Raw genomic sequence first — 17,124 nt, 5'->3', positions numbered from 1 at the left:
CCTACGGCGGGGGTACGACAGAAACAGAACCCTGACCAGGAGGAACGCGACCGAGCACCGCACAGATCGCGTCGGCGACGTCGTCTGGGTCCTCGTGCTCCCAGAACCGCAGCACCCGCCAGCCCAGCCCGGTGAGGACGGCGTCGGCGCGGCGGTCGCGGGCCACGTTGCCGGCCAGCTTGGCCGCCCACCACGCCCGGTTGGCCTTCGGCAGGTGGCCGCAGGTCGGGCAGCCGTGCCAGAAACAGCCGTCGAGGAAGACGACCAGCCGGCGGCCCTTCCACACGATGTCGCCCCGTGCCCGCGTCTCCCGGCACGGCCGCACGTCCACACGGAAGCGGATCCCCCGCGCGTGCAGCCGTCGGCGGACGGCGAGCTCGTGCCGGGTGTCGCGCCTCCCCTGCCGTCGGAAGCGCGCGGCCACCACCTCCGACGACGGCGCCGGCGCGGGACCAGGGCCGGCCGTCGGCAACGGGCTGGCGGTCACCGAGGGGCCGGCCATGAAGGAGGGGCCTGCCGATGGCACCCGGCCATGCTGCACCGACGCACCGACACCGACCGACAGGTGAGGTTCGCCTACCCTTCCTCTCCGTGACCGCGACGGCCGACCGGACGCTCGAGACGCCCGGAGCGCCCGCACCGCAGCGCTGGTCCCCGGTCGAGCTGGTCCCCCCGGCGGTGCTCGGCCTCCTCTGCGCGGTCCTGCTCGCCCCCGGCCACGGGATGTGGTTCGACGAGGCCTTCACCGCCGAGGTCGCCCGCCGCCCGCTGGCCGACATCCTGCGCGCGATCGCCACGGGCGAGGGCGTGACCAGCTACCTCATCGACGTCCCGCCGTCGTACAACGCGCCCTACTACCTCGTCGTGCACGCCTGGGTGTCGCTGCCCGGCCTGGGCGGCGACACCTCGCTGCGGGTCCTGTCGGTGCTCGCCACCGCCGGCGGCCTGGCGCTCGTCACGCGCGCGGTCACCCGGCTGGCCGGGCGCGCCACCGGCGTGCTGGCCGGGCTGGTGCCCGCCTGCGCCCCGCTGCTGCTCGAGCAGGCCGTCGAGGCCCGCAGCTACGGGCTCGCGGTGCTGGCCACCGGCGGGGCGCTGCTGGGCCTGGTCCGCCGGCTGCAGGAGGGCCGCGGCCTGCTGCTGTTCGGCCTCGCCGGCGCCGGGATGGGCCTCATGCACTGGTACGCGGTCACCGTCCTCGCCGCGTTCGTCGTCGCGGCGCTGCTGCTCCGCGGACGGGCTGCCACGAGGGTCGCCGCCGTCGGCGCGCTCGCGGCCGCGCCCGTGGGAGCCCTGGTCGGCGTCAACCTGCTCAACGGCACCGGGTCGCGCAACGCCGAGCACCTGCGCGACACCGGCGGCACCCTGGCCGACCTCGCCGTCGAGGCCTGGGCCGGCGGTCGCACGCCGCTGCTGTACCTCACCGTCGGCCTGGCCGTGGTCGGCGCGCTGCGCGGTGCCGGGGTGCGCGTCGTCGGCGTCTGCTGGGTGCTGGTGCCGCTGCTGCTCCTGCTGGCCGCCGAGACCGTCCGCCCGGTGTACCTGCCGCGCTACCTGCTGGTCGGGCTGATCGGCCTCGGCGTGCTCGCCGCCGCGGGCGTGACCGCGCTGCCGCGGGGCGCGCGGACGCCGGTGGCCGCGGCCCTGCTCGGCCTGTCCCTCGTCGCCGGCTCGCCGCTGGCCGTCCGCGAGCCGCGGGAGCGCTCCGACGACGCCGTCGCCCTGCTGCTGCGCGAGCAGCGCCCCGGCGAGCCGGTGGTGGCCGCCGACCAGCGGGCCGCGATGGGCCTGGACCACTTCGTCCGCACGCAGGGCCCGCGGCTGCGCCCCGACGTCGTCCTGCCGCCCGACGACGCCCCCGCCGACGCCGACCGCGTCTGGCTCGTACGGCGGCTGGTCGACGGCGAGCCGGTGCCCACCGACGACGACGCGGTCCTCAGCGACGCCGGGCTGTCGCTGACGCGGACCTGGGACCTGCCGGCGGTGAAGACCGACCTGGTCGTGCAGCTCTGGACCCGCTGACCGCCCACGCCAGCGACCGCAGCGACTGGCGCAGCCGGGCGCGGGAGGTCCACGCCGACTCCCCCACCGGCCGCCGGTCGCGGGCGACGGGCACGCTGGTCAGCGGCACCCCGGCCAGGCCCGCGGCGAGGACGACACTGGGCGCCCGCCCCTCCAGCACCGCGGACACGACGGCGTCGCGCACCGCGGGCCCGAGCGCGAGGAAGGCGCCGGCGTCCGGCGGCAGGCCGGTGAGTGCGGCCGCGACCCGCCGGTGGAGCCCGCCGGTCAGCCGCCGCACCGGCGACTCGTAGCGGCCCCGGCGGCCGGCGAAGACCGCGCCGACGTCGCCCCGGGCCAGCCGGTCGAGCAGCACGGGCACCGCCTCGGGCGGGTCCTGCAGGTCGGCGTCGAGGCACACCCACGCGTCGGCGTCCTCGGCGGCCAGCCCGGTGGCCAGCGCCCGGTGCTGGCCGGCGTTGACCGCCAGCGCGGTGACCCGCACCCGCGGGTCGGCGGTCGCCAGCTCCCGCGCGACCGCCAGGCTGGCGTCGGGTGACGCGTCGACGACCAGCCGCAGCACCCAGTCCCGACCGTCCAGCGCCGCGGCCAGCCGGGCGTGCAGCGGCCGCAGGGTGGCCTCGTTGCCGTACACGGGGACGACGACGGCGACGCGCGGGGAGCTCACGCCGCGGCCCACGTGCGTGCCAGCCCCTCGGCCAGGTCGACCTCCGGCGTCCAACCCAGCAGCGCACGGGCCGCCCGCGGGTCGCACACCCAGTCGGCGGTGTCCCAGTCGCGGCCCGGGTGGGCGCCCGGCGCAGTGGCGATCGGCCGGCCGGTGACCCGCTCGGCGGTCGCGACCAGCCCGGCGACGTCCGTCTGCACCCCCGTGCCGACGTTGACCACCGCCCCGGGCGGGAGGTCGTCGGCCAGTGCCGCCCGGACGCAGGCGTCGACGACGTCGCCGACCCACACCCAGTCGCGGCGGCTCACCCCGGCCGGGAGCGGCACCGTCGCGCCGGTGCGGGCGGCGCCGAGCACCACCGGCACCAGCCGGGTCGGGTGGTCGCCGGGGCCGTAGACCTGGAAGGCCCGCAGCACCGCGGCGCGCACCCCCCGCTCGGCGGCGGCGGCCTGCAGCATCAGCGAGCCGGCCGCCTTGGTGGCGCCGAAGAAGCCGCGCGGCCGCAGCGGCGCGTCCTCCTTCAGCGGCGCCGGACCGGCCGCGTACTCGGTCGAGGAGCCGAGCCGCACGACCGCGCGGCAGCGGTCGGGCAGCGCGTCGACCAGCCAGGGGCTGGTGTTGACGGCCACGGTGGCGGCCCGCTCGGCGGCGGTGGCCTTGGCCCGCCCGGCGGCGAGGGAGAAGACGACGTCGGGATCGGCGGCGCGCACCGCCGCGGCGGCGGCGACCGGGTCGGCGAGGTCGACCTGGGCGCGGGTCAACCCGGTGACCGCCCAGCCGTCGGCCCGCAGCCGGGCCACCAGGTGCCGGCCGACGAAGCCGCCCGCCCCGGTGACCAGCGCCCGGCCGCTCACGCGGGGACGGGCACGGGCGCGGCGGCGTCCTCCACGGCGGCCACGAACGCGGCCCGCCGCCCGGCCGCGGTCAGTGGGCCGGCGGCGGCCATGACCTCCAGCGAGGCGAGCAGCCGCGGCACCTCGGTGAACGGGTCGCGCCCGGCCATGTCGGCGGTGAACGAGCGGCGGAGGAAGGTGAAGTCGGTGCCCAGCCGGACCAGCTCCGCGGCCAGCAGGTCCCCGGGCACCGGGAACCCGCCGCCGGGCAGGGTCAGCCCGCCGACGCCGAAGGGCACCGGCACCGCGGCGCGGACGGCGTCGACCGTGCCGTCGACCAACGGCCGGAACAGCTCGGTCGAGCGCCGGTCGATGCGCAGGTCGTTGAGCCCGACGTAGAGGCGCGACAGCGGCCGCGCGGCCAGCTCGGCGACCCGCTCGACGGCGTCCTGCGTCTCGACCAGGATCCCCAGCCCGCAGCGGCCGGCGACCAGGTCCAGCGCGCGGTCGACCTCCTCGGGGGTGCGCACCATGGGCAGCAGCACCTCGTCGGCCCCGGCCGCGACCGCGTCGGCGACCTCGCGCGCGGTCCACGGGCCCGCGGCGTTGACCCGGCACAGCAGCCGCCCGTCGGTCGCCGCGCGCACGCGGACGAGGTCCTCGAGGGTGTCGGCGTTGATCTGGGTGCCCTCGCCGGCCTGCCGGCGGTGCTTCCCGCGGCGCTCCCAGTCGACGACGATGCCGGCCGCGCCGGCGCTGACGACGTCCCGCCCCCAGGCGGGGTCGACGGTGAAGAGGAACAGGTCCACGAGAGGTGAGCGTAGGCACACCTAACTAACGCCCCGCACCCAGCCTCCCCGAGGTGCCTTCATCCCGACAATGGCTGCAGTCGGGCCGGGGCGCCCGGAGCCGGGAAGGGCACGGCGGGGCCGGCGACGACCACCCCCACCTCGGCGCCCTCGTCGGGCAGCGCCCCGCCGTCCGTGCGCGCACTGACCCGCAGCCCCGAGGGCAGCTCCAGCTCGATGCGGGCGTCGTGGCCGTAGAAGTCGACGCCGCGGACCCGCGCGCGGGCGCCCGCCCCGGCCGACAGCCGCAGCTGCTCGGGCCGCAGCAGCACCCGGACCGGGCCGTCGGGGCAGGGCCGGCCGAGCTCGAGCTCGCCCAGCTCGGAGGCGACCCGCCCGCCGGCGGCGGTGCCGTCGAGGACCACGGCCTCCCCGACGAAGGAGGCGACGTCGAGGTCGTGCGGCTGGCGGTAGAGCGTCCGCGGGTCGGCGAGCTGGGCGAGGGTGCCGCCGCGCACGACCGCCACCTGGTCGGCGGTCGACAGCGCCTCGGCCTGGTCGTGGGTGACCAGGACGGCGGTGGCGCCGGTGGCCCGCAGCGCGTCGGCGACCGCCCGGCGGGTGTCCTCCCGCAGCGCGGCGTCGAGGGAGGAGAACGGCTCGTCGAGCAGCACCAGCGAGGGCTCGGGCGCCAGCGCGCGGGCCAGCGCCACCCGCTGCTGCTGGCCGCCGGAGAGCTGGTGCGGCGCGCGGTCGGCGAGCGCGGCGTCGAGGCCGACCAGCGCCAGCAGCCCGGCGATCCGGGAGCGGTCGCGGCGCAGCCGCCGGGGCAGCCCGAAGGCGACGTTGCCCGCGACGCTCAGGTGCGGGAACAGGCCGCCCTCCTGCGGCACGAAGCCGATCCCGCGCAGGCGGGCGGGGACCGCGCGCCCGGCCCCGGCCACCACCCGGCCGCCCAGCTCGACGGTGCCGGCGTCGGGGTCGTCGAACCCGGCGACGATGCGCAGCAGCGTCGTCTTGCCGCAGCCGGAGGGGCCCAGCAGCGCGGTGGTCGTCCCCGTCGGGACGTGCAGGTCCAGCCCGGTCAGCACTGGGGTGCGGCCGTAGGACTTGATCAGGCCGGTGACGGTCAGCGCGCTCATGGGGTCGGACCTCGTCGGACGGTGCGGGGCAGGACGTCGCGGGACAGCAGCACCGTCGCCGGCGCGGACAGCAGCACCATGACGACGGCGTAGGGCGCGGCGGCGCCGTACTCGAGGGCGCTGCTCGCCGACCAGAACGCCGTCGCGAGCGTCTCGGTGCCCGTCGGGGCGAGCAGCAGCGTGGCGGTGAGCTCGGTGACCACCGCGAGGAACACCAGCGCCGCGCCCGCGCCGATGCCGGGGGCCAGCAGCGGGAGGGTCACCCGCACCAGCCGGGCCGGGGCCGCGACGCCGAGGGAGGCGGCGACGTCGTCGTGCACCGGCGGGGACTGCTCGACCGCCGCCCGCACGGTGACGATCGCCCGGGGCAGGAACAGGATCGCGTAGGCGGCCAGGAGCACCGGCACGGTCTGGTACAGCGCCGGCAGGAACCGGATGCCCACCGCCACCAGCGCCAGGGCGACCACGATCGCCGGCACGGCGCTGCCCAGGTAGGTGGCGCGCTCGAGCAGCGTGGCCAGCGGCCCGCGGCGGCGCACCGCCAGCCACCCGGTGGGCAGTGCCAGCGCGGTGGTCACGACCGCGGCCGCGGCGGCCAGCGCGAGCGTCGTCCCGGTGGTGGCGGCCAGGGCCGCGCCGTCGACCCGCGCCGAGGTGCCGGTGAGGAACCACGACACCAGCGCGCCGGCCGGTACCAGCAGCGACAGCCCCACCACCGTCGTGAGCGCCAGCAGCGCCGGGGCGGTGAGCCGCCCGAGCGGCGCCGGGCGCGGCCGGCGGGCGGCGCCGGACCCGGTGCGGGCGTAGCCGCGGGTGCCGCGCAGCCGGACCTCGGCCAGCAGCAGCACCAGGCACAGCAGCACGAGGACGCCGGCGAGCATGGTCGCCGCCGGGCCGTTGAACGTGGCCCGGTACTGGTCGTAGACGGCGGTGGTGAAGGTCGGGTAGCGCAGCATCGCCAGCGCGCCGAACTCGGCGAGCACGTGCAGCGCGACCAGCAGCGTCCCGCCGAGGACGGCCACCCGCAGCTGGGGCAGCTGCACCCGCCGGAACACCGCCCAGCCCGACAGGCCCAGCCCCCGGGCGGTCTCCTCCAGCGCCGGGTCCAGCCCGCGGAAGGCGGCGACCGCGGGCAGGTAGACGAACGGCGCGTAGGACAGCGACACGACCAGCAGGGCGCCGCCGTAGGTGTCCAGGCCGGGCAGCAGCGAGATCCACGCCGAGGCGGTGACGAACGCCGGCAGGGCCAGCGGCGCCACCAGCAGCACGTGCCACACGCGGCGGCCGGGTAGCGCGCTGCGCTCGACCAGCCAGGCCGCCCCGACGCCGAGCACCGCGCACACCGCGACGCTCCCGGCGACCAGCGCGAGGGTGTTGCGCAGCAGCTCGGCCACCCGCGGCCGGAACACCAGCTCGGCCACGCCGCTCCAGCCGACCTCGACGGCGGCCACCGCGATGTGCGCCAGCGGCAGCAGCGCCAGCGCGGCGACGGAGGTGGCCAGCAGCACCGTCACCGGCGAGCGCCGGGCCCGGGACGTGCGCCGGCCCCGCGACGCCGGTGCGGTCGGGGTCGCGGCGGTCGGTCCGGCGGCGGGGCTCAGAGCAGACCCACCTCCTGCATGAGCTCGGTGACCCGCTCCTGGTCGAGGGAGGCGGGGTCGACCGGGGGCGCGCCGAGCGTCTCCAGCGGCGGCAGCGCCTCGGCGGAGGGGACCCCGGTGCCGACGGCGTACTCGAGGGCGGTGCTCTCGGCCAGCTGCTCCTGCGCCTCGGCCCCGGTCAGGTAGGCGACCAGCCGCTGCGCCTCCTCCGGCTGGTCGGACGAGGCCAGCACGCCGGCACCGGACACGCTGAGGAAGGCGCCCGGGTCCTGGGCGGCGGGGTCGCGGACCCCGAAGTAGTGCAGCCGGGCGTCGTCGCCCTTGAGCCCGCCCTCGGCCTGGTCGCGGTACCAGTAGTAGTGGTACATGACGCCGGCGTCGATCTCGCCCTCGTCGGCGGCGACCATCACCGCGGTGTTGCTCTGGTAGACGCCGGCGTTGCGCTCCAGGCCCTCCAGCCACGCCCGGGTGGCCTCCTCGCCGCGCAGCGCCAGCACCGCGGCGACGATCGCCTGGAAGTCCGCGCCGCCGGCCGCGATGCCGATGCGGCCCTCCCAGGCCGGGTCGGCCAGCTCCATGATCGAGGCGGGCAGCTGGTCCTCCGCCAGCGCGGCCGGGCTGTAGACGAGCACGGTCGAGCGGGCGGCGAAGCCGGTCCAGGTGCCCGACGACGGCCGGAACGGCTCGCCGACCTGGTCGAGGGTCTCCTGCTCCAGCGGCGCCAGCAGGCCCTCGCGGTCGAGCACGGCGATCGACGGGCTGTTCTCGGTGAGGAAGACGTCGGCGGGCGAGGCGTCGCCCTCCTGCACGATCTGGTTGGCCAGCTCCGCGTCGTTGCCGTCGCGGAACTCCACCTCGATGCCGGTCTCCTCGGTGAAGCCCTCCAGCATCGTGCGCACGAGGCTCTCGTGCTGGGCGCTGTAGACGGTGAGCGTGTCGGCGTCGGCGGCACCGGCGCTGCCGCAGGCAGCCAGGGCCCCGGAGAGGCAGACGGCGGTCAGCGCGGCAGCGGTCGCCCGCCCGGGCCTGGTCACGGGTCCTCCAAGAGACGTGGACGGCGGTGTCGTCAGCCGCCCAGGGTAGGCACACCTAAGCAGATGCGCCGACGGCGCGGTCGGCGATGAGTCCCGCCGCCGTGGCCGGTCCTCCTGTCAGACCCGTGCGGGACCGTGCGGGCACCCGACACGGACGCAGGAGGTGGGGCACGTGACGGCGTACGTCGGCGACACCGTGCCGGCCGGGGATCGAGCAGCGGGGGACGACGACGTCCCGGCGATCGAGGCCACGGGGCTGGTCAAGCGGTTCGGCACGACGACGGCGGTGGCCGGCGTCGACCTGTGCATCCCGCAGGGCGGGGTGCACGGCTTCCTGGGTCCCAACGGGGCGGGCAAGACCACCACCATCCGGATGCTGGCCACCCTCGTCCCGCCCGACGCCGGGCGGGCGCGGGTCTTCGGCCACGACGTCGTCACCGAGGCCGACGCCGTCCGCGCGCGGGTCAGCCTCACCGGCCAGTTCGCCTCGCTCGACGAGGACCTCTCCGGCGCGGAGAACCTGCTGCTGCTCTCCCGCCTGCTCGGCTACTCGCGGGCCGCGGCCCGGCAGCGCACCGACCAGCTGCTGAGCGCCTTCGGTCTCACCGAGGCGGCCGGCAGGCAGGTCAAGCAGTACTCCGGCGGCATGCGGCGGCGGATCGACATCGCCGCGAGCATCGTCGTCCGGCCCGACCTGATCTTCCTCGACGAGCCGACCACCGGCCTCGACCCGCGCAGCCGCACCCAGGTCTGGGACGTCGTCCGGGCGCTGGTCCGCGGCGGCACCACGGTGCTGCTGACCACCCAGTACCTCGACGAGGCCGACCAGCTCGCCGACCGCATCTCGGTGATCGACGCCGGCCGGGTGATCGCCGAGGGCACGCCGAGCCGGCTGAAGGCGTCGGTGGGCTCGGGCACGCTGCACGTGCGGCTGCTCGACCCGGCCCGCCGCGGCACCGCGCGCGAGCTGCTCCAGCGGGTGCTGGGCGTGCCGGTGGCCGAGGACGGCGACCCCGCCGCGCTGACCGCCCGCGTGCCCGAGGCGGGGCCGGCCGCCCGGGCGCTCACCGCACTGGAGGCGGCCGGCATCGAGCTGGCCCAGTTCGCGCTCGGCCAGCCGAGCCTCGACGAGGTGTTCCTCGCCCTGACCGGCCGGCCCGCCGAGGACGCCGGCACCCCCGCTCCCGACCCGGAGGACCGACGATGACCGCCCTCGACAGCGCCCCCGCCCGGCTCGCGGCGCCCGACACCGACGCGGTGCTGGCCGCGCTCGGGACCGGGGAGCGCCCGCGGCCCCAGGGCCCCCTGGCCGCGTCGGCCACCTTCGGCTGGCGGACGCTGCTGCGGATCAAGCACGTCCCCGAGCAGCTGTTCGACGTCACGGTCTTCCCGGTGATGCTGACGCTGATCTTCACGTACCTCTTCGGCGGCGCCCTGGCCGGCTCGGTCGAGGCCTACGTGCAGTTCTTCCTGCCCGGGATCCTCGTGCAGAGCATCCTCATGATCACGATGTACACCGGCGTCGCGCTCAACACCGACATCGAGAAGGGCGTCTTCGACCGCATCCGCTCGCTGCCGGTCTGGCGGCCCAGCGCGCTGGTGGGGGCGCTGCTCGGCGACGTCGTCCGGTTCACCCTCGCCTCGGTCGTCGTGCTCGGGCTGGGCATGGCGCTGGGGCTGCGGCCCGGCGGCGGGGCGGTGGGCCTGCTGGCCGCCGTCGGCCTGCTGCTGGTCTTCGCCTTCGCCCTCGGCTGGATCTGGACCTACCTGGCGCTGCGGCTGCGCACCCCGCAAGCGGTGATGGGCTGGTCGATGATGGTGCTGATGCCGCTGACGTTCGGCAGCAACATCTTCGTCGACCCCGCGACCATGCCCGGCTGGCTGCGGTCGGTCGTCGAGGTCAACCCGGTCAGCCACCTGGTCAGCGCGGTGCGCGGCCTGGTGCACGGCGGGGTCGCCGGCTCCGACGTGCTGTGGGTGCTGGCGTGGGCGGTCGCGCTGGTCGCCGTCCTCGGCCCGCTGACGATGCGCCGCTACCGCGACCGCGCCTGAGCACCGCCCGGGCGGTGCGCTACAACGGGCGGGTGCCCGCCGAGTCGCCCGTCCTGCGCACCGCCCGTTTCGCCGAGCTGACCCCGTTCGAGGTCTACGCGCTGTGCCGGCTCCGGGTCGACGTCTTCGTCGTCGAGCAGCGGTGCCCCTATCCCGAGCTCGACGGCCGCGACGTCGAGCCGGCCACCCGGCACCTGTGGTTCGACGAGGACGGCGCGGTGCTGGCCACCCTCCGGGTGCTCGACGACGGCGCGACCCGCGCCATCGGCCGGGTCGCCACCGCCGCCGGCGCCCGCGGGCAGGGGCTGGCCGCGCGGCTGGTCGAGGCCGGGATCGAGCTCTGCACAGGGGCGCCGATCACGCTGGGCGCCCAGGCCCACCTGCAGGGCTGGTACGAGCGGTTCGGCTTCCGTCCCAGCGGCCCGGGGTACGTCGAGGACGACATCCCGCACGTGCCGATGCGCCGCGAGCCGGCGTGAGCAGGACCGCCGGGTGACCGGTCAGGTCGCCGCCACCGGGGCGAGGTCGGCCGCGCCGAAGGCGGCGTCGAAGCGCTCGCACCAGATGACGACGCTGGTGTAGGCCGCCGCGTCGACGCCGTCGGGCACGGCGTAGTTCTGGTTGCCCACGTTGCCCTTGAGCACCCCGAGGTCGACGAACTCGTCCGCGAAGGCCGCCGCGTCGCCGTCGGCGGGGTTCTGCGAGAGGTAGACGTAGAGGGTGGGCCCGTTGGAGGTCTCGAAGTCCTCCAACCGGACGACGGTCGAGCCGTCGGGCAGCCGGACCACGCGGACGGTGCCGACCGTCTCGTGCTCCAGGGAGACGAACGTGCCGGCGGCGAGGTCGACCGGGCCGGCCGGCAGCGCGCTGCCGATCCCGCCGGTGGGGTCCGCCGCCCCGGCCGCCGCCGAGGGCAGGCCCTCGTCCACCCGGCTGTCGTAGAGGAGCTTCTGCGGCTGGAACCACACCAGGGTGACCACCCCGAGCACCACCGCGACGACCGCCGCGCCCAGCCAGATCCACGTCCTCCGCCGCATCGACACGGCGGCGGACCATAGCCGCGCCCCCCGGGTCCGGGAACCGTTCCGCGCGCCGTCCGGGCGTGGCCGGCGGCCGGGCGGGTACCGGCCGGGCATGGCGGACGACGGGGACGTGGGCGGTTTCGCCGGAGGGCTCGGCGCGCGGCTGGCGGGCAGCGACGACGGCGCGGCGACGCTGGCGTTCGAGGTGCGCGACGAGCACCTCAACCCGGCGGGGACGCTGCACGGCGGGGTCGTCGCGACGCTGGTCGACACCGCGATGGGGCAGGCGGTGCGCACCACCACCGCCGACGGCGAGGTGCCCGCGACAAGCCAGCTGACCGTGACCTACCTGCAGCCGGGGAAGCCGGGGCGGCTGGAGGTGCGGGGCCGGGTGCGCACCCGCGGTGAGCACCTGACGATCTGCGAGGCCGACGTCGAGCAGGACGGCCGTGCGGTGGCGCACGCCGTCGCCACCTTCGCGCTGCTGGACCGCTGACCCGCGGGCGGCTCAGGTGGTGAGGAGCGGGGGCGCGGCCACGTCGACGACCAGCGCGGCTCCCTCCACGTCGTCGTCGTAGACCTCGTCGTCGTCGCCAGTGCCGCACTGGCTGACCAGCAGGATGAACGCGAACACGGCCACGAGCAGGGCGAGGAAGGTGCCGAAGAACACCGCGCGGCCCCGCCGCGGACGCGGCGGCGGCATCCCTCGGCGCGGGTCCTGGGGATCGGGTGGGCGGGCGGCCTGGGACACGGCGGCGCTCCTCGTCGTCGGGGAGGGGACCACCCGGTGGCGGGACCGCCGGGAGGTGACGCGGTCGGCGCGTCCCCCGTCCCATGCCCAGCCCACCGGCGGGTACGCGTGACCGGCGCGCCCCGGGCCGGAGGGGGACGATCGCGGCATGGCCACCGCGACCTGGAACGGGACCGTCATCGCCGAGTCCGACGACATCGTCACCGTGGAGGGCAACGCCTACTTCCCGCGCGAGTCCGTGCGGGACGAGGTGCTGCGTCCCTCCGACACGCACACCACCTGCCCGTGGAAGGGCGTGGCGTCGTACTACTCGCTGGAGGTGGACGGGCAGGTCAACCGCGACGCCGCCTGGTTCTACCCCGAGCCGAAGCCGGCGGCGGAGGAGATCACCGGACGGGTGGCCTTCTGGCGCGGCGTCGAGGTCCGCTGACCGGAGGACCTCCCTGCCCGGGGTCCTCCCTCAGCTGCCGGGGCGGTCGCCGGCCAGCGCGCGGGCGTCCGCGGCGGCCTGCGGGTCGAGGACGCCGGCGCGCTCCTGGCTGTCGATGACGCGCTGGTAGGCCGCCCAGGCCTCGCCCGGCGGGACGTCGAGCGCTTCGGCGATCTGGTCCCAGCTGGCCCCGCCGCGCAGCGCGGCGCGGAAGCCGACCAGCTGGCTGTCGTGGGCCTTGCGGGCGATGACCTCGCCGAGCGCGAGCAGCTCCAGCGACTCGGGCACGTCGAGGGAGGTGGAGTCGTCGAGCAGCGAGCTCCACGAGTCGTCGTCGCGGCCGGCGTCCGCGGCGGGGGACGTGGCCCCGGAGTCCCGCCGGCTCAGGAAGTCCAGGCGGGTGGCGGCGGTCTGGAGCGAGAACTCCTGCTCCAGCACCTCGGGTGTGATGCGCATGCCGCCACGATCCCCGGCCGCCGCGGCGGGTCAAACCCGGTGCGACCGAGGTCTCCCCGAACGGCGGACGGCCCGCACCCCGGGCGGGGTGCGGGCCGTCGACGGCGGAGCCGGGGTCAGCTGTCGACCCCGACGACCTCCTTGGCGACCGCGGCCAGGGCGGTCTGCGCGGCGCTGACCACCTGGGACCGGTTCTTGTGGGTCTCCTCGTAGCGGATCAGCACGTTGATCTGGTGCGGGTCGCGCAGGGCCTTGGCGGCCTTGGCGGCGTCCGCGGTCGACAGCGAGTCGAAGCCCTTGACCGGCAGCTCGTCGGCGGAGACGTCGCCGAGCTCCTCGCGGGCGGCCTTGGCGGCCTCGGCGGCCTCGCGGTTGCCCTCGCGGCGGGCGATCCGCTCGGCCCGGCGCAGCGTGGCGGCGCGGCCGACGGCGAGGGTCTCGCGGACGGCGTCGGAGAGGGTCGAGGCCTTGTCGGCGACCTCGCCGAGCTCGTCCTCCACCTTCTGCCGGCGCTGCTGCGCGGTGTCGAGGGCGTCGTTCACCCGGTTGGCGACGAAGCGGTACGGGGCGAAGGCCGCCCGCGTGGCGACACCGGCGACCTGCTGGAACGGCGTCGGCTGCAGCGCGGCGGGACCGCCGAGGGCCTCCTCGGCCAGGACGACGGTCAGCCACTCGATGGTGGCCTCGTGGGCCCGCACGAGCCCCTCGGCGAGGCGCTCGACCTTGGCCAGCCCGGCCTTCTTGCCGAGCACCTTCAGGTAGGTGGCGCGGTCGTGCAGCTGGTGCTCGAGGGTGAGGTCCTGCAGCAGGGCCTCCTCGATCGGCGTGGCCTGCTCGACGGTGGCCTTGAGGACGGCCGAGAGCCGGCCCACGACCGGGGTGACGAGGTCGGGCGCGCCACCGAGCTCGCGCAGCTCGGCGGTGATCAGCCGGGTGCGCTCGGCGGCGTTGTCGGCGTTCTGGGTCAGCTCGCGGCGCACGGCGTCGGTGCGGGCCTGCGACACCCGGGTGCGGGCGATCTGCTCCTCGGTCTGGGTGAGCAGGACCAGCGCGCGGAGCTGGTTGACGATCTTGGCGTGGTCGGTCACGACGGATGGACTCCAACGATCGGGGATGACCGGACGAGTTCTGTGTGCCCCACTCCCCCCGGCCGCTAACTCCTGCAAGCGGATTGCTAGCGGTGAGGTGCGTCACCCACCGGGGGCACCCAGTCGTCGGCGACGCCGAGCCGCTCCCCCATCGCGTGCATCTCCGCCTCGAACAGCGGGCCGGCGTCGGCGAGGGCGAAGCGCAGGTGGCCGAACACCTCCATGCAGACCATCCCGTAGAGCCGAACCCAGCAGGAGAGGAACACCGACATGACGCCCAGCGGCAGCGCGACGGGCAGCTCGGTGCACCACTCCCGCAGCTGCTCGCGGTAGTCGGGGTCGAGGTCGTCGTCGGCCGGCACCGGGAACGGCCGCCGCAGGTAGACCGCCGCGAACAGGGTGGCGAAGACCCCGCCGAACCGGCGCCCGGCCTCGGCCGCCGGCCCCTCGCCGTCCTCCGCCTCGGGGACGACGCCGTCGGCCGCACTGCCGAACAGCAGGCCGAACTCCGCCGGGTGGGTGGTCGCCCAGGTGCGGAACGCCCGCGCGGTGACCAGCAGCTGGGTGCCCGGCCGGGGCGGGTCGACGGCGTCGCGCGCGGCCTCCATGACGTCGCAGAGCTCGTCGTAGAGGTCGGCGACCACCCGCTCGACCAGCTCCTCGCGGCTGGCGAAGTACCGGTAGAGCGCGGGTGCGGTCAGCCCGACCTCGCGGGCGATGGCCCGCAGCGCCAGACCGTCGACGCCGTGCTCGACCAGGACGGCGCGGGCCGCGGAGCGGATGTCGCGCAGCGTGTCGGCGCGCGCCCGCTCCCGGCGGCTCAGCGGCTGTGCCATGGCTCCCCCTCGCCGACCGGTTGACAGGAGTGAACGGTGTATGCAGAGTTACCGCCGTTCGCTAACGCCGTTCACGATCCTACCGCGAGACAGGGAGGCGGCCGTGTTCGAGGCCCTCGGACGAGTGGTGTACCGGCGACGTCGGGCCGTGCTGGCACTCAGCGCCCTGGCCGTCGTCCTCGCCGGTGTGTGGGGCACCGGCGTGTTCGGCCGACTCACCGGGTCCGGCTTCGAGGACCCGGCCAGCGAGAGCGCCCGGGCCGCGGAGCTGGCCGTCCGGGAGCTGGGCCGCGACAGCGCCGACGTCGTCGTCCTGTACCGCAGCGACGACCTCGTCGTCGACGACCCGGCCTACCGGGAGGCGGTCACCGCCTCCCTGGCCGGGCTGCCCGGCGGGGTGGTCGAGCGGACGACGACGTGGTTCGACACCGGCGCCGAGCCGCTGGTGAGCGAGGACCGGCGGTCGACCTACGCGGTGCTGCAGCTGGCCGGGGACGCCGACGAGCGCATCGACGCGGTGGAGGTCGTCGAGGCGGAGCTGTCCGCGCCCGGGCTGGACGTCGCGATCGGCGGCGGCACCACCGTGGAGCGGGACATCAACGAGCGGGTCGCCGCGGACATCGCGCGCGCCGAGATGATCTCGCTGCCGGTGCTCGCGGTGCTGCTGGTGGTGGTCTTCGGCAGCCTGACCGCCGCGGGCCTGCCGCTGGCCATCGGCGTCACCGCCATCCTCGGCTCGTTCGCGGCGCTGCGGGCGGCCAGCGAGTTCACCGACGTCTCGGTGTTCGCCGTCAACGTGGTGACGATCCTGGGCCTGGGCCTGGCGATCGACTACGGGCTGTTCGTGGTCAGCCGGTTCCGGGAGGAGGTCCGCCGCCAGCCGAGCGTCGAGGACGCCCTGGCCCGGACCATGGCCACGGCCGGCCGCACGGTCGCCGTCTCCGGGGTCACCGTCGCGCTCTCCCTGGCCGGTCTGCTGATCTTCCCCCAGGTCTTCCTGCGCTCCATGGGCTTCGGCGGGATGAGCGCCGTCCTGATCGCCATGCTGGCCGCGCTCACCCTCCTCCCGGCGCTGCTCGCCGTGCTCGGCCCCCGGGTCGACGCGCTCGCGGTCCCGTGGCGGCGCCGCCGCGCGGCCACGGCCGGGACCGGCCGGGGCGGCTGGGAGCGGATCGCCCGCGCGGTCATGCGCCGGCCGGTCGTGGTGACCGTCGCCGTCGTCGGGCTGCTGCTCGCCCTGGCGCTGCCCTTCCTGCGGGTGGAGTTCGGCGCGATCGACGAGCGGGCGCTGCCGGCCGGGACCGAGAGCCGGGTGGTGGCCGAGACGATCGACCGGGACTTCCCCGCCACGCCGTCCGGCCCGGTGACGGCGGTGCTCACCCTCGCCGACCCGGTCGACTCCCCCGAGGGCGCCGCGGCGCTGCAGGGCTACGTCGAGGACCTCGCCGCGGTCGACGGCGTGGAGGGCGCCACGGTGACCGGCGCGGCCGGGAGCACGGCGCGGGTGTCGCTGGCCTACACCGGCGACCCGGTCGACGCCGACGCCCGCGAGCTGGTCGCCGCGGTGCGCGACGTCCCCGCCCCACCGGGCGGCACGGTGCTCGTGGGCGGGGAGAGCGCGGTGATGACCGACCTGCTCGACAGCCTGGCCACGCTGCTGCCGTGGATGGCCCTGCTGGTCGTGGGGACCACGCTGGTCCTGCTGTTCCTGGCCTTCGGCTCGGTGGTGCTGCCGGTCAAGGCGGTGCTGATGAACGTGCTCTCGCTCGGGGCCTCGTTCGGCGCGCTGGTGTGGATCTTCCAGGACGGCAACCTCTCCGGCGTCCTGGACTTCACCTCGACCGGCTTCATCGAGGCGACCCAGCCGATCCTCGTGCTGGCCATCGTGTTCGGCCTGTCGATGGACTACGAGGTGTTCCTGCTGTCGCGGATCCGGGAGCAGTACGACCTGACCGGCGACAACACCACCGCGGTCGCCACCGGGCTGCAGCGCACCGGCGGCATCATCACCAGCGCCGCCCTGCTGCTGCTGGTCGTCATCGGCGCGTTCTCGCTGTCGGGGATCACCTTCATCAAGATGATCGGCGTGGCGATGGCGATCGCGATCGTCGTCGACGCGACCGTCGTCCGGGTGCTGCTCGTGCCGGCGTCGATGCGGCTGCTGGGCCGGGCCAACTGGTGGGCGCCGGGGCCGCTGCGGCGGGTGTACGCCCGGTACGGCATCCGGGAGTCCGACGGCGAGGTCCCGGTCCCGCGGGAGCGGGTGCCCGAGCCGGCCGGCGTCGGCTGAGTACCGGTCGCACCGGCTCCGCGGGACCGCCGCGGAGCCGGGGGGGGGGGTGAGCGGGGGGGTTGCGGCGGGGGCCCCCCCCGGCGGCGGCGGGGGTGCAGCCCCACGAAAC

The 17,124-nt window shown here is 76.3% G+C and carries 19 protein-coding genes; 7 read left to right on the top strand and 12 right to left on the bottom strand.

Going from position 1 to position 17,124, the window contains the following annotated elements:
- Position 1: 1 nt before the first annotated feature.
- A complete protein-coding gene (locus tag ACI78U_RS07195) occupies positions 2-526 on the bottom strand; it encodes a very short patch repair endonuclease (RefSeq protein WP_456874602.1) in 525 nt (174 codons plus the stop codon).
- A gap of 65 nt (positions 527-591) precedes the next feature.
- On the opposite strand from ACI78U_RS07195, the gene ACI78U_RS07190 reads away from it, so the two are divergent.
- Positions 592-2,022, top strand: a complete 1,431-nt coding sequence (locus tag ACI78U_RS07190) for a hypothetical protein (protein WP_456874601.1) — start codon at positions 592-594, stop codon at positions 2,020-2,022.
- Here the strand turns inward: ACI78U_RS07190 and ACI78U_RS07185 are convergent.
- From ACI78U_RS07185 to ACI78U_RS07160, 6 genes are all read right to left on the bottom strand, one after another.
- Positions 1,937-2,689 carry a glycosyltransferase gene (locus tag ACI78U_RS07185; protein ID WP_456874600.1) on the bottom strand — a complete coding sequence of 251 codons (753 nt, stop codon included), beginning with the start codon at positions 2,687-2,689 and terminating at the stop codon, positions 1,937-1,939. The genes ACI78U_RS07190 and ACI78U_RS07185 overlap by 86 nt on opposite strands.
- Positions 2,686-3,543, bottom strand: a complete 858-nt coding sequence (locus ACI78U_RS07180) for an NAD-dependent epimerase/dehydratase family protein (protein WP_456874599.1) — start codon at positions 3,541-3,543, stop codon at positions 2,686-2,688. The genes ACI78U_RS07185 and ACI78U_RS07180 overlap by 4 nt, the downstream gene beginning before the upstream one ends.
- Positions 3,540-4,331 carry an aldolase/citrate lyase family protein gene (locus ACI78U_RS07175; RefSeq protein WP_456874598.1) on the bottom strand — a complete coding sequence of 264 codons (792 nt, stop codon included), beginning with the start codon at positions 4,329-4,331 and terminating at the stop codon, positions 3,540-3,542. The genes ACI78U_RS07180 and ACI78U_RS07175 overlap by 4 nt, the downstream gene beginning before the upstream one ends.
- Positions 4,332-4,390: 59 nt before the next feature.
- Complete coding sequence (locus ACI78U_RS07170) at positions 4,391-5,452, bottom strand: ABC transporter ATP-binding protein (RefSeq protein ID WP_456874597.1); 1,062 nt, start codon at positions 5,450-5,452, stop codon at positions 4,391-4,393.
- Complete coding sequence (locus ACI78U_RS07165; RefSeq protein WP_456874596.1) at positions 5,449-6,966, bottom strand: ABC transporter permease; 1,518 nt, start codon at positions 6,964-6,966, stop codon at positions 5,449-5,451. Before ACI78U_RS07165 ends, ACI78U_RS07170 begins: the two co-directional genes overlap by 4 nt.
- An 83-nt stretch (positions 6,967-7,049) precedes the next feature.
- A complete protein-coding gene (locus ACI78U_RS07160; protein WP_456874595.1) occupies positions 7,050-8,087 on the bottom strand; it encodes an iron ABC transporter substrate-binding protein in 1,038 nt (345 codons plus the stop codon).
- Positions 8,088-8,259: 172 nt separating this feature from the next.
- Between ACI78U_RS07160 and ACI78U_RS07155 the strand changes: the two genes are divergently transcribed.
- The 3 genes from ACI78U_RS07155 to ACI78U_RS07145 are packed head-to-tail and all read left to right on the top strand — an operon-like array spanning position 8,260 to position 10,618.
- Positions 8,260-9,294: an ATP-binding cassette domain-containing protein gene (locus ACI78U_RS07155; protein WP_456874594.1), complete on the top strand. Its 1,035-nt coding sequence runs from the start codon at positions 8,260-8,262 to the stop codon at positions 9,292-9,294.
- Positions 9,291-10,139, top strand: a complete 849-nt coding sequence (locus tag ACI78U_RS07150) for an ABC transporter permease (RefSeq protein WP_456874593.1) — start codon at positions 9,291-9,293, stop codon at positions 10,137-10,139. Before ACI78U_RS07155 ends, ACI78U_RS07150 begins: the two co-directional genes overlap by 4 nt.
- Before the next feature lie 32 nt (positions 10,140-10,171).
- The gene (locus tag ACI78U_RS07145; protein WP_456874592.1) at positions 10,172-10,618 is read left to right on the top strand and encodes a GNAT family N-acetyltransferase; all 447 of its coding nucleotides are present in this window, start codon (positions 10,172-10,174) and stop codon (positions 10,616-10,618) included.
- 21 nt (positions 10,619-10,639) lie between these two features.
- On the opposite strand, the gene ACI78U_RS07140 is transcribed toward ACI78U_RS07145, so the two are convergent.
- A complete protein-coding gene (locus ACI78U_RS07140) occupies positions 10,640-11,176 on the bottom strand; it encodes a DM13 domain-containing protein (protein WP_456874695.1) in 537 nt (178 codons plus the stop codon).
- A gap of 97 nt (positions 11,177-11,273) precedes the next feature.
- On the opposite strand from ACI78U_RS07140, the gene ACI78U_RS07135 reads away from it, so the two are divergent.
- The gene (locus tag ACI78U_RS07135) at positions 11,274-11,657 is read left to right on the top strand and encodes a PaaI family thioesterase (RefSeq protein WP_456874591.1); all 384 of its coding nucleotides are present in this window, start codon (positions 11,274-11,276) and stop codon (positions 11,655-11,657) included.
- A 12-nt stretch (positions 11,658-11,669) separates the two neighbouring features.
- On the opposite strand, the gene ACI78U_RS07130 is transcribed toward ACI78U_RS07135, so the two are convergent.
- Positions 11,670-11,912 (bottom strand): hypothetical protein, encoded by a 243-nt coding sequence (locus ACI78U_RS07130; RefSeq protein WP_456874590.1) that lies wholly within the window; start codon positions 11,910-11,912, stop codon positions 11,670-11,672.
- Positions 11,913-12,060: 148 nt separating this feature from the next.
- Here ACI78U_RS07130 and ACI78U_RS07125 point away from each other — a divergent pair, with 148 nt between their 5' ends.
- A complete protein-coding gene (locus tag ACI78U_RS07125; RefSeq protein ID WP_456874589.1) occupies positions 12,061-12,342 on the top strand; it encodes a DUF427 domain-containing protein in 282 nt (93 codons plus the stop codon).
- Positions 12,343-12,372: 30 nt separating this feature from the next.
- Here ACI78U_RS07125 and ACI78U_RS07120 read toward each other — a convergent pair whose 3' ends face one another.
- From ACI78U_RS07120 to ACI78U_RS07110, 3 genes are all read right to left on the bottom strand, one after another.
- Entirely contained in the window at positions 12,373-12,798 is a 426-nt protein-coding gene (locus tag ACI78U_RS07120) for a hypothetical protein (protein ID WP_456874588.1), read from the bottom strand.
- Between the two features lie 116 nt (positions 12,799-12,914).
- Positions 12,915-13,886 carry a ferritin-like domain-containing protein gene (locus ACI78U_RS07115; RefSeq protein WP_456874587.1) on the bottom strand — a complete coding sequence of 324 codons (972 nt, stop codon included), beginning with the start codon at positions 13,884-13,886 and terminating at the stop codon, positions 12,915-12,917.
- 86 nt (positions 13,887-13,972) lie between these two features.
- Positions 13,973-14,722, bottom strand: coding sequence for a TetR/AcrR family transcriptional regulator (locus ACI78U_RS07110; RefSeq protein ID WP_456874586.1), 750 nt, complete (start codon positions 14,720-14,722; stop codon positions 13,973-13,975).
- Positions 14,723-14,825: 103 nt separating this feature from the next.
- Here ACI78U_RS07110 and ACI78U_RS07105 point away from each other — a divergent pair, with 103 nt between their 5' ends.
- On the top strand, positions 14,826-17,012 hold the full coding sequence (locus tag ACI78U_RS07105; RefSeq protein ID WP_456874585.1) for an MMPL family transporter: 2,187 nt from the start codon (positions 14,826-14,828) through the stop codon (positions 17,010-17,012).
- Positions 17,013-17,124 lie beyond the last annotated feature (112 nt).

The sequence above is a fragment of the Geodermatophilus sp. SYSU D00710 genome (genome assembly GCF_054050195.1).
This window is presented reverse-complemented; position numbering and strand designations above follow the sequence as displayed.

Coding starts and splice junctions, on each gene's coding strand:
- ACI78U_RS07140 (WP_456874695.1), bottom strand. CDS start 11,176: ATGCGGCGGAGGACGTGGATCTGGCTGGGCGCGGCGGTCGTCGCGGTG.
- ACI78U_RS07135 (WP_456874591.1), top strand. CDS start 11,274: ATGGCGGACGACGGGGACGTGGGCGGTTTCGCCGGAGGGCTCGGCGCG.
- ACI78U_RS07125 (WP_456874589.1), top strand. CDS start 12,061: ATGGCCACCGCGACCTGGAACGGGACCGTCATCGCCGAGTCCGACGAC.
- ACI78U_RS07170 (WP_456874597.1), bottom strand. CDS start 5,452: ATGAGCGCGCTGACCGTCACCGGCCTGATCAAGTCCTACGGCCGCACC.
- ACI78U_RS07120 (WP_456874588.1), bottom strand. CDS start 12,798: ATGCGCATCACACCCGAGGTGCTGGAGCAGGAGTTCTCGCTCCAGACC.
- ACI78U_RS07110 (WP_456874586.1), bottom strand. CDS start 14,722: ATGGCACAGCCGCTGAGCCGCCGGGAGCGGGCGCGCGCCGACACGCTG.
- ACI78U_RS07150 (WP_456874593.1), top strand. CDS start 9,291: ATGACCGCCCTCGACAGCGCCCCCGCCCGGCTCGCGGCGCCCGACACC.